The 14826-nt window shown below is 68.9% G+C and carries 11 protein-coding genes and 3 pseudogenes; 7 read left to right on the top strand and 7 right to left on the bottom strand.

Annotated elements, in window-relative coordinates; all coding sequences use genetic code 11:
* From GT354_RS53280 to GT354_RS53270, 3 pseudogenes are all read left to right on the top strand, one after another.
* Window positions 1–156 (top strand): annotated as a pseudogene (locus GT354_RS53280) (transposase); the annotation flags it as partial.
* Between the two features lie 107 nt (window positions 157–263).
* Window positions 264–702: pseudogene (locus tag GT354_RS56265) on the top strand (helix-turn-helix domain-containing protein); the annotation flags it as partial.
* Window positions 698–1330: pseudogene (locus tag GT354_RS53270) on the top strand (transposase); the annotation flags it as partial. The pseudogenes GT354_RS56265 and GT354_RS53270, both read left to right, overlap by 5 nt.
* A gap of 276 nt (window positions 1331–1606) precedes the next feature.
* Here the strand turns inward: GT354_RS53270 and GT354_RS00920 are convergent.
* The 4 genes from GT354_RS00920 to GT354_RS00905 all read right to left on the bottom strand — a co-directional run bounded on the left by GT354_RS00920 (window position 1607) and on the right by GT354_RS00905 (window position 5997).
* On the bottom strand, window positions 1607–2017 hold the full coding sequence (locus GT354_RS00920) for a hypothetical protein (RefSeq protein WP_161354208.1): 411 nt from the start codon (window positions 2015–2017) through the stop codon (window positions 1607–1609).
* 65 nt (window positions 2018–2082) lie between these two features.
* Window positions 2083–3711 carry an alpha/beta hydrolase gene (locus tag GT354_RS00915; RefSeq protein WP_161354207.1) on the bottom strand — a complete coding sequence of 543 codons (1629 nt, stop codon included), beginning with the start codon at window positions 3709–3711 and terminating at the stop codon, window positions 2083–2085.
* Complete coding sequence (locus GT354_RS00910; protein ID WP_161354206.1) at window positions 3705–4022, bottom strand: hypothetical protein; 318 nt, start codon at window positions 4020–4022, stop codon at window positions 3705–3707. The genes GT354_RS00915 and GT354_RS00910 overlap by 7 nt, the downstream gene beginning before the upstream one ends.
* 1189 nt (window positions 4023–5211) lie before the next feature.
* Window positions 5212–5997 (bottom strand): ABC transporter permease, encoded by a 786-nt coding sequence (locus GT354_RS00905; protein WP_161354205.1) that lies wholly within the window; start codon window positions 5995–5997, stop codon window positions 5212–5214.
* A 106-nt stretch (window positions 5998–6103) separates the two neighbouring features.
* Between GT354_RS00905 and pheA the strand changes: the two genes are divergently transcribed.
* Window positions 6104–7051: a prephenate dehydratase gene (gene pheA, locus GT354_RS00900; RefSeq protein WP_161354204.1), complete on the top strand. Its 948-nt coding sequence runs from the start codon at window positions 6104–6106 to the stop codon at window positions 7049–7051.
* Between the two features lie 211 nt (window positions 7052–7262).
* On the opposite strand, the gene GT354_RS00895 is transcribed toward pheA, so the two are convergent.
* Together GT354_RS00895 and GT354_RS00890 are read right to left on the bottom strand one after the other, a co-directional pair.
* A complete protein-coding gene (locus GT354_RS00895; protein ID WP_161354203.1) occupies window positions 7263–9032 on the bottom strand; it encodes a diacylglycerol kinase family protein in 1770 nt (589 codons plus the stop codon).
* 30 nt (window positions 9033–9062) lie between these two features.
* Window positions 9063–9878: a phosphatase PAP2 family protein gene (locus GT354_RS00890; RefSeq protein WP_161354202.1), complete on the bottom strand. Its 816-nt coding sequence runs from the start codon at window positions 9876–9878 to the stop codon at window positions 9063–9065.
* Between the two features lie 303 nt (window positions 9879–10181).
* Between GT354_RS00890 and serS the strand changes: the two genes are divergently transcribed.
* Complete coding sequence (serS, locus tag GT354_RS00885) at window positions 10182–11459, top strand: serine--tRNA ligase (protein WP_161354201.1); 1278 nt, start codon at window positions 10182–10184, stop codon at window positions 11457–11459.
* The gene (locus tag GT354_RS00880) at window positions 11456–12253 is read left to right on the top strand and encodes an HAD family hydrolase (protein ID WP_161354200.1); all 798 of its coding nucleotides are present in this window, start codon (window positions 11456–11458) and stop codon (window positions 12251–12253) included. Before serS ends, GT354_RS00880 begins: the two co-directional genes overlap by 4 nt.
* Window positions 12254–12483: 230 nt before the next feature.
* Here the strand turns inward: GT354_RS00880 and GT354_RS00875 are convergent, their stop codons facing one another.
* On the bottom strand, window positions 12484–13074 hold the full coding sequence (locus tag GT354_RS00875; RefSeq protein WP_237534250.1) for a TetR/AcrR family transcriptional regulator: 591 nt from the start codon (window positions 13072–13074) through the stop codon (window positions 12484–12486).
* A gap of 236 nt (window positions 13075–13310) precedes the next feature.
* Here GT354_RS00875 and GT354_RS00870 point away from each other — a divergent pair, with 236 nt between their 5' ends.
* Complete coding sequence (locus GT354_RS00870) at window positions 13311–14819, top strand: MFS transporter (protein ID WP_161354212.1); 1509 nt, start codon at window positions 13311–13313, stop codon at window positions 14817–14819.
* The last annotated feature ends 7 nt before the right edge of the window (window positions 14820–14826 follow it).

Raw genomic sequence — 14826 nt, 5'->3', positions numbered from 1 at the left:
CCGAGGCGTACAAGCGACGCAACGTCGTCGAGCGCTGCTTCAACCGCCTGAAACAGTTCCGCGGTATCGCGACTCGTTACGACAAGACCATGTCCTCAATCACCGCCGCGATCACCATCGCGTCGATCCCTGCTCTGGCTCCGACGCCCACTTTGAAGACACTTTCTAGTGCCGCATCAGGCGATGTTTGCCCTGTCGTGTCGTGATGTGATGCGCCGTCCGGGATACACCTCGGCTGGCGCGTCGACCGCGAGGCTGTGTCCGTGGCGGAACGCGTGCGGGTACGAGAGATCGACGACGCGAGGGACGAAGACTGCTGCGGATCGTCCGCAGGGGCACCGGATCGGTGGGGACCTGGCGGCGGGTCCAGATGATCCTGTTGTCCGCGCAGGCCATGAGCGTGGCGAGGATCGCCGAGTTGACGTTCATCAGCGCGGACCGGGTCCGCGACGTGATCCACAACTTGAACGCCGACGGCTTCGACTGCCTCACCCCCAAGTACAGGGGAGGCCGATCGAGGACGTTCACCCTTCCCGAACGCCGGGAGATCAAGAAACGGCGAAACCCAAGCTGGCCGAGCACGGCCTGCCCTTCTCGACCCGGAGCTTGGCCAAACTCGCTGACTTCCTGGTCGCCGAGGGGGTGGTCGACGACATCAGCCACGAGGGACTTCGAGTCCTGCTCCATGAGGAAGGCGTCTCTCGCGTTGGAGGACCGGGTGTTGATGGCCGCGTTGTATCTGCGGACGAACCTGACCATGCGTCAACTCGGCCCGCTGTTCGGTGTCTCGGCACGCGGCAGCCCACCGCATCGTCGACCGCCACAGTCGCTGTCCCGCGCTCGATTCGCCGCGGGCGAGGCCGCGGGTGGGTGACGTGGTGGTCGTGGACGGCACTCTGGTTCCGACGCGGGATCGCAAGGTGGCGGCGTCGTTGAGGAACCCACCGGTTCTCGACGAATCTGCAGGTCCCGGTCCTCGCGGACACCCGCTTGGTCCTCGCGGTGGGGCGCCCGGGAACCGCAACGACTGTCGTGCGTTCGCCGAGTCGGGCGTGGGCACCGCGTGCGGAGACGCCACGGTCTCGGCGGACGGCGCCTACCGGGGAACCGGCGCCCTGATCCCGCACCGTCGTGCGGTCAGCAGGTCGAGCTCGTGGCCTGGAAGGAGGAGCACAACCGCGACCGTCGTCGGGATCGGGCCCGCGTCGAGCACGTCTTCTTCCGCATGAAGAACTGGAAGGGCCTGCGCGATTGCCGTCGCAAGGAAGACGGCGTTTTCCGGGCCGTCAGCGCGATCGCCCGCATGCACAATCTCGCCCTGATCGGCTGAGAGAATGTCACAAGCCGCCTCCAGTAGCTCACTTCGCGAGTTAGCGAGACAACCTGCACGCTGGCAGCGACGGCCCGTTCGAACAGCTCAACAGGCTCCTGCACCCACTTGTCTGCGCTGCAGACGGTGGCGGAACGAGCGGCCGTCGGCGTGGCTCGCGAAGAAACCCTGGTCGGGCGAGGGCGCTTGAGCCTCCGAATCAGCAGTCAAGCATGAAACGCACTTTGAACGCGGTCCTGTGGACAGCAGCGTTTCAAGTCAACTCCTCAAGAAACTTCAGGGCGACAACTTTGATGTTTTGTAACAGGGGGAAGACACTTGGACTGCGAGGCGTCTCAAGTCCTCGATGGCTTTAGCCCAGACCACATAACCGTCATGAGGGTTGGTGGCTTTGACAACGGTAGGCGAGGAGTCGTGAGAGGACATCCATCCAGCGTTATCCAAGTAGTTGCGAAGTCGGGCAATTCCTTGAGCTTGATGAACCGGGTCAACATCCTCCAGTTGCCAAAAATGATTAACGCCCAAAACGGGCATCTCGCCAGACGCCCCGCAGGGCCTATCCACCTTCGAGTCGTTCGAGATCGCGTTGCCCCGCAGAGCGATGGCATCGAAAGCCCTGCTCGAATAATTTTCCAAGCGCATCACAATCGTTTCGCGATTTTCTGCGGCGACTTCAGATTTTCCCATTGGGTCTCCACACGAAGCGAGCGTTAGTAACAATGCCAGAAGAGTGGCGGAGGCTCTGCAAATATTCACGGGGAGCTTCCCCAAATGAGAGACACATCTTCGTAGCGACCCGTGATAATCGCCGCTTGATTATCCAAACTCATAGGTTCATCACTCTCCCAATACTCGCTATGCCCCTCAGCCCCATCGGTTCTAATGCGATTGGCCCCAAAAGCTCGTTCATCCGGGGTGGCCCGCCGCCGCCCCTTGGAACCCGACACCAAGGGTGCGTGCGCCCCTGATCCCAAAACTGGAACGACGTCGTCTGGTGCAGCTGCCGCCCACACATGCTTAGATCCGATATTCAAGTCGGAAGCTTTATCGACGTGCATGCCTGGACTGCCGGCAACAATAATATCCTGGATTGGCATATCTCTTCCCGAGTAAGCAGCTTCTCCAACCACCACAGAACCGTAACTGTGGGCAATCAGGGTGATGTGGGAGTTTGAGTCGATTCCCTGCGCAACCCCTACGCCACGAACGAAAGACTTCAACGTCGGAGCAGCCGTGTGCGCACTGGATGAAGTTATTGCTTCCAGTAAAGTGTCCGGTGCGTCATATCCGACCCACGCAATAGTTGACAATTCACTCGCTTTTGCATAGCGACGACTCGCAGCCGTCAAATTCTGCATCCTTGAAATGTCGTCACGCATGCTTGCCAGGTCTGATCCTGTGCCTGGGATGTAGACGGCTGTGTGGGTGGCTTTGTCTGGGTTGCCGATGGCTACGATGGCTCGGCCGTCGCCCTTGGGGTTGAAGCCGAGTAGCCACATGTCTTCGGCTGAGTTCAGGGATTGTTCCAGGGATTGAATTGCGGTCAGGCGGTCTTTGAGGGCGGTTACGCGGAAGCGGAGTTTGGCGTCTTGGGTTCTTCCGGCTGCGTCGCGTTTTGCTCGGGTGGTTTTGAGTTCTGCTAGTAGGGCGGCCTTTGTTTCGGCCAGCGTGATTCGGTTGGCTCGGTCTCTGACGTCGGTGGGGAGGCCGTCCAAGGCGCCGATGGCTGCCGGGTGCATGGCCAGGTACATCTGGCGGTCGGGTTCGGTCAGGGTCGACCACCATCTCGCCGCTGCGGCCGGGTTGTTCTTGGGCACGTCGAATGCGTGTGCGCCGCGCAGGGCTGTCACCCTCGCGCCGTCTGCGGTCGTGTCCAGCCAGTCGGCCGTGCCGGTCGCGCTCGGGTACAGCGCGGCCAGCGCCGCTGCGCAGCGGCCGTCGGTAGCGGTGGCTTCGCCGATCACCGCCGCCAAGCTTCGCTCCATTGCGCGTCGGCGGTCCTCGGCTCCCGGGGCGGCCCCGACCACGGCCTCCACGCGGCCGTCGTCGGCGACCCTCAGGCCGCCCACGACCGCCGCATCCAGCAGCGCCAGCAACCGGTTTCGCGCCCCGCGCAGGTCGTCCGCCGCCGCGTCCAGCACGGTCACCACGTAGCGCGCCTCCTGAGCCGCGACCAACACCAGGTCGCCGCGCTCCGCGACCCCCCGCGCCGCCGCCTCCGCGTCCGCCCCCTTCCACCCCGACGCTCGCAGCGGGACCCCCACACCGGCCACGGCCTGATGTGCGAGCCCGTCCAATGCCGTGGCGAAGGCCGTCCAGTCCGCCACCGCGCGGTCGAGCCCACCCAATCCGGCATCGCGCAACTGAGGCAGCGTCACCATCGGGGGCCGGCCTCGGCGAGCGACCCGGCGACCGCCCGATCGATGCGATCGTGCTCGTCGGCGTTGGTCGCCAACACCGCCCCGGCCCCGTCGTACGCCCCGGCCAGCCCTCGTACGTGCGCCACCCACGCCGCTGTCAGTGCCCCCGCTGCGGCTCCCACCGCGAAGCCGGGGCACCCGACGACCTCCGTCCCAGGCCCACCGGCCGCCCGCCGCAGGCCTTCTCCCACCGCCCGGGCCGCCGCCGCTCCCTGTCGCAACGCCGCCGTCTCGACCCGGATCGCCTCCGAGCCGCCCCCACTACCAGCCACGATTCCTCCCCGTGATCACTTGATCACCCAAAGAAATCAAACGATACCGGGTGGGGTGTGCCCTTCAGCGGCAGTAGCGCCCGTAGCAGCGGTGACCGAGTCGGCCAAGGTGCTTCCGTTGGGCGACGGAGTTCGTCCGACGGAGGAAGGGAGGAGGCAGGAAGGGAGGAGGCAGGAAGGAAGGCAAGCAGGCAGGCAGGCAGGCAGGGGATGGTCGGCTGTCGGCTCAGGGCGTAATGACCTTGTGGAGATCTTTGCGAACGCAGACGACGGTGAGGCACGAGTCCCACGATCGACCGGCCGGTGCGCCTCCTGGGAAGTGCGTGTGGCCGCGCGCCTATGGATCGCGTCAGCTTGCGGACATCTGCGAGGTCTGGTCGGGGTTTCGTGGATGTGCATGCGGCGGCGGGCGGCGGCAACCGACTCGATGCCGACTCCCTTTCGGCTTACTTCCAGGGAGCGAGGTGACGGAGACGGCAGGGGTGGCAGGGCCGGTAGGAGTGGCGGAGGGGGGAGTGTGTCCGTGTCACGTTGTCGGCTGCCTCGATGCGCGCGGACGTGCATGGGTCGCGTTTCGTGGTCTCCGCGGCGAATCGTTGTTTGTGGTGTGGACTCCCCGCCCGGGGGTGCCTCGATGCGCGTCGACTCGCATCGACCTCGCCGGGCGGCCCCGAGTGCTCCCATCCGGCTGGGCTGGGAGGAGATGGGAAAACCTTTTTCCCGGGTGGCTGCGGGATGGATCGGCAGCTCATAGAGGTCGCGGACCGAGTCGGTACGGTGGTTCCTCGGGGGATCCGGCGCCTTGGTGGGTGAAACCGTGCCCTTGCGCCGATCGTGCGCAGCCTGCAGCCGATGTCCTCCTCGCCCACTCGGCGCATCGGTTTCCATGAGCGACCTCACCGCCCCGCGGTCGCGGCGACCGCCCGCCGAAGGCTGTTCACACCGACCCCACCGGCCCCTTCGACCTCGGAAACCCACAGCCTCAGCCTGGTTCTCCACAAGGATTTCCACAGGGTTATCCACAGGCTTGCGCCATTGCCCACAGCCGGTGATCGAGGCCTTCGGGGCGCCGGGGTCGTGGTCGGCCGTCGGGGGCGCGCCCGCGATGGTGTGACCCGGTACCGGCTCGCCCGCGCACCCGTGTGGGCGACTCCGTCACGCGCCCGGTGACGCGCGGACAGGCCGACCGCTACGCGGCCGAACCGCCTGCGGCCCCCTGCGCAGGCGCCGCCCGAACCAGCCGACCACGCGCCACCAACTCGATGGTCACAGCCACCGCGACCGCCTGTACCTGCAACAGCGCGACCAGCACGAACAACTGCACCGCCCCCGCCTGCAACGGAGTCGCGCCGCCGAGGAGCATGCCCACGAAGGCGCCCGGCAGGGTGACCAGGCCCACCGTTCTGGTCTGGTCCAATGCGGGGATCAGCGCGCCGGACGCGGCCGGCCTACAGATCTCCATCGCGGCGTCCCGATCGGTAAAACCCAAGGTCAGAGCCGCCTCCACCTCACCATGACGCTGCGTCAGCTCCTCCAGCGCACGGCGCCCCGAAAGTACCGTCGCCGTCATCGCGCCGCCGATCAGGATGCCCGCGACGGGGATCAGCACGATGCCCTTCGCCGGTACCAGACCCGTCGCCCACAACACCACCAGGGTCGGCGCCGTCGCCGCCACGATCGGCACCCCCGGCCACAAGGCACGCCGATTCCGGGTGACCCGACCGGCCGCCGTGAGCGCCGCGACCGCGTACATCATCACCACGAACAGCGCCGCGAACCCGAGCCGATTCACCACGTGCGTAATCACGTACGAAACGGCCAGGAGCTGCACCGCGGCACGTAGCCCGGCCAACGTCACCGCGCGTCCGTGACCCAGTTTCGCCACCCCGGCGACGGCCGCCGCGACGATCAGGAGCAGCACTGCCACGACTCCCAGAACGGGGGTCACGGGCAGCAGGGTCGCGGCGTTTTCCACAGGCCAAGCCTCACTCTCGCGGCGGTACCACGCAGCTTGGGGGTTCGCTCCGTCCACACCACGGAACGGGCCTCACCCCTTGCGCCCGGCTCAGTACAGTGACGCCATGCCCGACGCCCACAGCACGTCCGCCGCGCCCCGCTGGACCTACCTCGGCCCTGCGGGCACCTTCACCGAGGCGGCCATGCGCTCGCTGCCCGGCGCGGAGCACGCCGAGGCCACACCCATGGAGTCGGTCCCGGCCGCGCTCGACGCGGTCCGGCGCGGCGACGCCGACGGCGCCGTGGTGGCCCTGGAGAACTCGGTCGAGGGCGCGGTGTCGATCACCCTCGACGAACTGGCCACGGGATCGTCGCTCGTGATCACCGCCGAGGTCCTGCTGCCCGTCTCGTTCGCGCTGCTCGTGCGGCCCGGGGTGACCCTCGACGACGTCAAGACTCTCTCCAGCCACTCGCACGCCCAACCGCAGGTGCGCAACTGGCTCGCCGCGAACCTTCCCGACGCGCAGTGGTACTCGTCCGCGTCCAACGCCGATGCCGCGCGCCAGGTCCAGGAGGGGCGCTACGACGCGGCCCTGGCCGGTGAGTTCGCCGCGAAGCCGTACGGACTCGTGCCGCTGATCACCGACATCCACGACGTGGAGGGCGCGGTCACCCGGTTCGTCCTGGTCGAGCGGCCCGACCGACCCACCGGGCCGACCGGCGCCGACCGCACCACCGTGGTCGCCTACATCGTCGACGACCACCCGGGTGCGCTCCTGGAGATCCTGCAGGAGTTCGCGGTCCGCGGCGTCAACCTGACCCGCATCGAGTCGCGCCCGACCGGGGACGGTCTCGGGCACTACTTCTTCTCGATGGACGCCGAGGGCCACGTTGCCGACGCCCGTGTGGGCGAGGCGCTGATGGGCCTGCGCCGGGTGTGCGCGGCGGTTCGCTTCCTCGGGTCCTACCCTCGGGCCGACGGGATCCGCCCGACCCTGCGACGCGGCACGTCCGACAGCGAGTTCGAGAACGCGAGCGCGTGGCTCGCGCGAGCCCGGGCCGGCGAGATCTGACCCGGCGGCACGAAACCAACCGGCAGAAAACCAACCGGCAAACAACCAGCCGGCCCGAAACCTGCTGGCCCGTAACCCTCCGGCACGAAGTCCGCGGGAGAAACGAAGCCTGCGGGACGGACGAAGCCTCCGGGAACGAAGCCCGTCAGCCCGCCGTCCTGCGACACGGCCCCGCGCAACCATTCCGCCCCCGGCCGACCCCACCCCGCCCTCAAGGCACCCGCACCGTGAGCGCCCCCGGCCGAACCCGCACCGCGAGCCGCGTCCCGGGGCCGATCGGGTCGCCGTCCAGTTCGCGCGGCTCCGGGCGGTCCGTCTCGATCACGATGTGCCGCCCGGTGAAGTGCTCGATCGGCCGCAGCCGCTGTTGCTTTGCAGGCGGTACGGCCGTCGCGTGGTCGCGCCGCCGACCTATCACCCGGACCGTCGCGTGCGCCCACCCCGTCATGCCGTAGGGCGCGAACACCACGACGTCGAGCAGCCCGTCGTCCGGAGTGGCTCCCGGCAGCAACTGCATGCCGCCCTGGAGCGCCCCGACGTTGCCCACCAGGACCATCCGGGCCCGTCGCTTGATGGGTTCGCCGTCGTCCACGGTCAGCGTCACCCGCATCCGGCGGTCGCGCACGTGTCGCGCTCCGGAGACCACGTACGCCGGCCAACCCACCTTCTTCTTCAACGCGTCCGGCGCGTCCGCGACCATCGCCGCGTCCAGCCCGATACCGGCCATCGCGGTGAAACACCGGTGCTCGACGCCGACCGGCCCTTCCGATCCGTCGTCCGACTTGTCGGACGATCCGTCGGACGAGACGGAAGACGAGACGGAAGACGAGACGGAAGACGGAATGGGAGACGGCACGGACAAGGCGTCGGACAAGGCGTTGGGCAAGGCTTCGGACGAGTCGTCGTCCGGGTCCACCGTGCCCAGGTCGATCCGCCAGTCGCGGCCGTTCAGCGCGACCTGTACCGCGTCCGCGAGGTCGATCGGCAGGCCCAGATTGCGCGCGAGCAGGTTGCCGGTGCCCGCGGGAATGACGGCGAGCGGTATCGCGGTGCCCGCCAACGCGCCGGCGCACTCGCGTACCGTGCCGTCGCCGCCCGCCACGATCACCAGGTCCACGCCCTCGGCAAGCGCCTTCGCGGTCACACCCGCGCCCGGGTCGGCGACCGTGGTCTCCAGCCACAGCGGCTCGGCCCAGCCGGCCTCCTGCATGATCCGGTCGATCCGGGCCCTGGAATCGGGGACGTCGAGCTTGATCGGATTGACCACGAGCGCCGCACGCGGCAACCCACCGTCGGCGCCCCGCCTGTTGCCGCGCGACGGATGGCCCCAGATCGACTTGGGCGACAGCAGCGCGCGATTCATCACCACGAGTACGACGGCCGCGTAGAGCAGCGACGTCAGCACGTCGCTCGGGTGGTGCATGCCGCGATAGATCCGACTCAGCGCCACGCCCAGCGGAACCGCGGCGAGCACGACCCACACCAGGATCACCGCCCAGCGCTCGCGCAACCGGCTCGCCAGCAGGACGGCGAGCCCGCCGTACAGCGCGAACGCGGCGCCGGTGTGCCCCGACGGGAAGCTCGACGTCGCGGCGGCCGGGTCCAGGCGCGGTACGTCCGGCCGGTCGCGTGCGACGAAGAGTTGGACGAGCCAGAACACGAGCGCCTGCCCGGTCACCGCGCCCGCGAGGAACAGCGGGCCGCGCCAGGAGTGTCCGACGATTCGGGCCACCACGGCGGCGAGCAGGGTCGTGGCGATGATCACCCGGGTGTCGGCGAGGGTGGAGAACAGGTGGGTGACCCCGTTCCAGCCGTCGCCGCGGTGTGCGGCGAAGGTGCGGTCGAGGCCGTCCTCGACGGTGAACGGCCAGATGCCGTCCAGGCTCTTCGTGATCAGCAGACCGACGCCCACCATCACGAACGTCAATATCGCGAGAGGCAGGACGATACGGCGCAGGAACCGTCCTGCTTCGGTCAGCATGACCGACATTCTTACCCGGCCGAGGTTCCTTCAGTTTCGCCGATCCGATGAAGGGCCGTCGATTGCGGGCCTATTGTGCGAAATCTCCGGATCCTTGTCGTCACCGTCTATCTCCGGTTCCAGGCCCTCGCTCGTCGCATCCACGTCGCGCAGACCCGCGTCACGGCGCCACCACTCGAAGACCGCGGCGGTGGCGGCGAGCACCGCGATGCCCAGCACGTAGCCGCCGATCACGTCCGTGACGAAGTGCACCCCGAGCGCGACCCGGGTGAACCCGACCCCGAGCGCCGACACGATCGCGACCGCCCACGCGACCGGACGCCACGCCCGCGGGATCAACGGAAGCAGCGCGAGCAACAGCACGCCGGGCCCGACCGTGCCCGCCAGCGCGTGGCCCGACGGGAACGACCAGCCGTCCGAATGGTGCACCGGGTGGGGCAGGGTCGGCCTGGCACGGGTGAACACGAGCTTGAGCAGCGCGCCCAGCAACCCGGATACGACCATCGCCACGGCCGCCCACGCGACGAGTCGCCGCGCGCCTCTGCGCCACAGCCACACGCACAGCAGCACGACCAGGAGCCGGTAGGTGTTCGGATCCCACACCCAGTCGGTCAGGAACAGCAAAACGTGCTCCCACCCGGGGTGGGCGACGACCCAGTCGTTGAGGCCGTTCGCCACGTCGCCGTCCATGTCCAGCAGCGGCGACCACTTGGTCTGCACGAGCAGCGCGAGCAGCGTGAACGGGATGGCGCCCACCAGCAGGGCCAGCGCGACCAGGGTCAGCCGCAACCCGAACCGACGGTCGGGGTCGAAGCGCTGCTTGGCCCATCTGGTGGAGGAGGTCATGGATCATTCATAACCCGAACGCCCACCCGTACGTCGTTCGACGGCCCGTCGATCGCGCGGGCGCACGATTGCGACACATCCGGTCCCGGTTCCGGCCCACCCGATTCCGGCCCTTCTCGGCGCACCCGTCCCAGCCTGCCCCGGTCCCGTCCCGGGCCGTCCCGCCCCCGTCCCCACCCCGGCCCACCCGTCCCCATCCCGACCTACCCCGTCCCGATGTCGACCCACCCGATCCCGATTCCGTCGCGACACTCCACACCCGCTCGCGAAAATGCGTTGGCGAGGCCCCGGTAGGCTTTGCGTGTGATCGACCTGCGACTGCTCCGTGAGGATCCCGACCGTGTCCGCGCTTCGCAGCGTGCCCGCGGCGAGGACGAAACCATCGTCGACGCACTGCTGGCCGCCGACGAGCGCCGCCGGCACTCCGGGTCGCGCTTCGACGCGCTGCGGGGTGAGCAGAAGGCGATCGGCAAGCAGGTCTCCAAGGCCCAGGGCGACGAGCGCCAGGAGTTGCTGACCCGCGCGCAGACCCTCGCGAGCGAGGTCAAGACCGCCGACGCGGAGCAGATCGAGGCCAAGGCCGACACCGATCGGCTGCTCAAGGCACTCGCGAACCTGATCGACACCGACGCACCGGTGGGTGGCGAAGAGGACTTCGTCACGCTGGAGGAGATCGGCGCCCCACGCGACTTCGCGGCCGAGGGCTTCGAGCCGCGCGACCACGTCGAGCTCGGGCGGATGCTCAAGGCGATCGACGTCGAGCGGGCCGCGAAGGTCTCGGGATCGCGCTTCTACTACCTGACCGGCATCGGCGCGTTGCTCGAACTCGCGCTGGTCAACATGGCGATCGCACAGGCGACGGAGGCCGGCTTCACGCCGATGCTGACGCCGGCGCTCGTGCGCCCGGCCGCGATGGAGGGCACCGGCTTCCTCGGCCAGGCCGCGGAGAACGTGTTCCACCTGGAGGCCGACGACTACTACCTCGTGGGCACCGCCGAGGTGCCGCTCGCGGCCTACCACATGGACGAGATCATCCCGGCGGCCGAACTGCCGCTGCGCTACGCCGGTTTCTCGCCGTGCTTTCGCCGTGAGGCCGGTACGTACGGCAAGGACACCCGCGGCATCATCCGCGTGCACCAGTTCGACAAGGTCGAGATGTTCTGCTTCGTCGCTCCCGAGGAGGCCGAGTCGGAACACCGACGCCTGCTCGCGTGGGAGAAGGAGTTCCTCAACCGGCTGGAGCTGCCCTACCGGGTGATCGACGTGGCGTCGGGTGACCTGGGCGCATCCGCCGTGCGCAAGTTCGACATCGAGGCGTGGATTCCGACGCAGGGCAAGTACCGCGAGGTCACGTCGACGTCGAACTGCACCGAGTTCCAGGCCCGTCGACTGCACGTGCGCATGCGCGACGAGCAGGGCACCCGCCCGCTCGCCACGCTCAACGGCACGCTGTGCGCGGTCCCGCGCACGATCGTGGCCATCCTGGAGAACCACCAGCAGGCCGACGGCTCGGTGGTCGTCCCGGAGGCGCTGCGGCCCTTCCTCGGCGGCCGACAGGTCCTGGAACCGGTGCAGGCGTGACGTTCGCGCTCGTGGCGACCGATCTCGACGGCACGCTGCTCGCCGGCGACCACACCGTCTCGGCGCGCAACCTGGCCGCACTCGCCCGGGTCACCGCGTCGGGTGCGGACCACGTCATAGTCACCGGGCGCGCGGTGCCGTGGACGCGCCCGGTGTTCGAGGCGATCGGCTACCAGGGCCTGGCCGTGTGCGGTCAGGGCGCGCAGGTCTACCACGTGGGCGAGGACCGTCTGCTGACGTCGGTCACCCTGGACCGGCAGGTGGCGCGGCTCGCGACCACCAAGCTGTCCGAGGAACTGCCCGGGGCCGGCTTCGCGGTCAGCCGCGACGGCGTCGCGGGCGAGGTCGCGGTGGAGAGCAACTACGCGTACGACTCGCTGCTGCCGGTGCACACCGTCAAGCACCGCGAAGAGCTGTGGGACGAGCCGATCCTCAAGCTCTACCTGCACCACCCCGACTACGACGACGACCAGCTCACCGCGCTCGCGCGGAAGATCTGCGCCGGCATCGTGGACGTCACGCATGCCGGCACCGGCATCGTCGAGTTGCTGCCGCTCGGGCTGAGCAAGTCGGTGGGCCTGTCGATCGCCGCGCGGCGGCTGGGCCGTAAGGCGGCCGAGACGATCGCGTTCGGCGACATGCCCAACGACCTCACGATGTTCAAGTGGGTCGGGCACGGCGTGGCGATGGCCAATGCGCACCCGGAACTGCTCGCGGTCGCGGACGAAGTCACCCTGTCCAACGAGGAGGACGGCGTCGCGGTCGTCCTGGAGCGGCTCTTCCCGGACGCCTGACCGCTCTCGCCGACGGACACTCGTCGCCGAGCCGGCGCATAGCGCTGCTGCCGAACCACCGCGTACCGTCGCCGAGCGACCACGTACCGCCGCAGACGACCGCCCGGGGGTGCCGACCGGCCCTGTAACCGCCGGGCTGCCCGGTCCGACAGCACCGAGCCTTCCCGTATCGCCGAACCGCCTCCGCCTCCACCGCCTCCGCCCTCGCCCCCGCAGCAGCAGCAGCAGCGTCAACGCGTATACGCCCCCGCGCGCGCCGCCGCCTCGGTCGCGACTGCGGCCCGCTCGGCGCACGCCTCGTCCAGCGGGTCACCGCTCGCCACGAGCCGGTAGTACAGCGGTGCGGACACCGCCCGGATCACCTCGTACGGGTCGGTTCCCTCGGGGACTTCGCCGCGCCGGATCGCCTGCTCGACGCACGGCGCCCACTCCTTGATCCGGGTCGCGTAGAACGCGTGCAGCGCGTCGGCGGTCCGCTCGTCACACGTCGCGGCCGCGATCACCGCCTTGAACAACGGACCTTGGCGCTCGTCGGTGAGCGTACGGCGAACCAGCTGCGCGTTGGCGCGCAGGTCACCGAGCAGCGATCCCGTCTCCGCCCGCGAGACCGATCCCTCGGCCATCTCCAGGAGCAGGTCCGCCACGAGCCCGGTTGTGCTGCCCCAGCGCCGGTAGACCGTCGTCTTGCCGACCTCGGCGCGCCGGCCGACCTCGGCAAGGTCCAGGCCCACGAATCCCTTCTCGGCCAGCAGGTCGCCGGCCGCGCGCAACACGGCCTCGCGCACCCGGGCGGTACGTCCGCCCGGACGGACCGTGCCCATCTTGCCGGGGTCGGTCGATCCGGCGGCGGGCGAGTCGGGGTCGGCATGCTCACGATTCATAACGGGACTCCGGTTCCATTAAGACGATCGAACGTGCTACCTTCGCAGCATCTTAACGGGAATCAAGACCCGTTAAGCCACCTCGGGAGGCGCACATGTCCATCGACCACACCACTCGCCCGGCTCCGGCCCCGATCCCGGCGGTCGCCCCGACGGTCGAGTCGTCGCCGGCCCGCATGACGGGCCGACAGAAGCTGGTGCTGACCCTGCTGCTCGGCGCCCAGTTCATGATCGCCGTCGACTTTTCCATCCTGAACGTCGCCCTGCCCGTGGTCGGCGAGGGGCTCGGCTTCTCGCTGAACAACCTTCAGTGGATCGCGACCGCGTTCGCCCTGACCGCCGCCGGCTTCACCCTGCTCTTCGGCCGAGTGGCCGATCTGTTCGGCCGCAAGCGGCTCTTCCTGGGCGGCATGGCCCTGCTCGGCGCGTCCTCCGCGCTCGGCGGCTTTGCGACGTCGCCCGACATGTTGCTCGTCGCCCGGGTGCTTCAGGGGTTGGCCACCGCGGCCGTGACCCCGGCCGGCCTGTCCCTGCTGACCACCGCGTTCAAGGAAGGGCCGCTACGGGACAAGGCGCTGGGCCTCAACGGTGCGCTGATGTCGGCCGGCTTCACTGCGGGCGCGGTCCTGGGCGGGCTGCTCACCGACATGCTGTCGTGGCGCTGGGCGTTCTTCGTCAACGTGCCGGTCGCGGCCCTCGTACTGATCTTCGCGCCGTCCGTGATCACCGAATCCCGGCCCACCACGCGACCCAAGCTGGACGCTCCCGGCGCGGTCGCGGTCACCGGCGGCCTGCTGGCCCTGGTGTACGGCCTCACCCAGGCCGGATCCGCAGGGTGGGGGCAGGTCTCGACCGTCGCGGCCCTGGCCGTGGGCGCGGCGCTTCTGGTCGCCTTCCGGTTCATCGAGAAGCACTCCGCCGCCCCGCTGGTCCCGGTCACGATCATGAAGCGGCCCACCGTCCTGTGGGGCAACGTCACCGGCCTGATCGCGTTCGTCACCGAGACCTCGCTGGTCTTCCTGCTGACCCTCTACCTGCAGGAGGTCCTGGGCTACTCGCCGCTGTCCACCGGGCTGGCGTTCGGGGTGCTTGGCATCGGCACGGTGGTCGGCGGCACCCTCGGCGGGCGGGTCATCGGTCGGATCGGCAAGCGCGCCACCATCGTCACCGGCGGCGTCGTCCAGGCCGTCGCGACCCTCTCGCTGATCGCGCTCGGCACCTCGGGAGCCTGGATCTGGCTGCTCCTGGTCGCCACGTTCGTCGGCGGCGTCGGCAACATGCTCGTGATCGTCGGCTTCATGGTCACCGCGACATCTGGTCTGCCGGACGACGAACAGGGGCTGGCCACGGGCCTCGCCACGATGACCCAGCAGGTCGGCATCACGATGGGCATCCCGATCATGAGCGCGATCGCCACCGCCCGGATGAGCTCGCTCGGCACCACCGGACCCGACACGGTCCTGTCCGGAGTCACCGTCGCGATCGCGATCAACTCGGCCCTGGTCCTGCTCGGCACGCTGCTCGCCGGCATCTTCCTCGCCCCGGGCCGCGCGAACCACACACAGAGCCCGAACCACACGCAGAGCCCGAACCACACGCAGGGCCCGAACCACACACAGAGCCCGAACCCCGCGCAGAGCCCGAACCCCGAACACAGGGCAAGCCGCACCAAGGCTTCGACCTGAGCCCCCG

The sequence above is a fragment of the Streptomyces sp. SID3343 genome, assembly GCF_009865215.1.
GTDB lineage: Bacteria > Actinomycetota > Actinomycetes > Streptomycetales > Streptomycetaceae > Embleya.
This window is presented reverse-complemented; position numbering and strand designations above follow the sequence as displayed.

What these genes read in the sequence shown, in the direction of transcription:
- GT354_RS00920 (WP_161354208.1), bottom strand. Translation starts at nt 2,017, where the DNA reads ATGGGAAAATCTGAAGTCGCCGCAGAAAATCGCGAAACGATTGTGATG.
- GT354_RS00915 (WP_161354207.1), bottom strand. Translation starts at nt 3,711, where the DNA reads ATGGTGACGCTGCCTCAGTTGCGCGATGCCGGATTGGGTGGGCTCGAC.
- pheA (WP_161354204.1), top strand. Translation starts at nt 6,104, where the DNA reads ATGCCCGACGCCCACAGCACGTCCGCCGCGCCCCGCTGGACCTACCTC.
- GT354_RS00895 (WP_161354203.1), bottom strand. Translation starts at nt 9,032, where the DNA reads ATGCTGACCGAAGCAGGACGGTTCCTGCGCCGTATCGTCCTGCCTCTC.
- GT354_RS00890 (WP_161354202.1), bottom strand. Translation starts at nt 9,878, where the DNA reads ATGACCTCCTCCACCAGATGGGCCAAGCAGCGCTTCGACCCCGACCGT.
- GT354_RS00875 (WP_237534250.1), bottom strand. Translation starts at nt 13,074, where the DNA reads ATGGGCACGGTCCGTCCGGGCGGACGTACCGCCCGGGTGCGCGAGGCC.
- GT354_RS00870 (WP_161354212.1), top strand. Translation starts at nt 13,311, where the DNA reads ATGACGGGCCGACAGAAGCTGGTGCTGACCCTGCTGCTCGGCGCCCAG.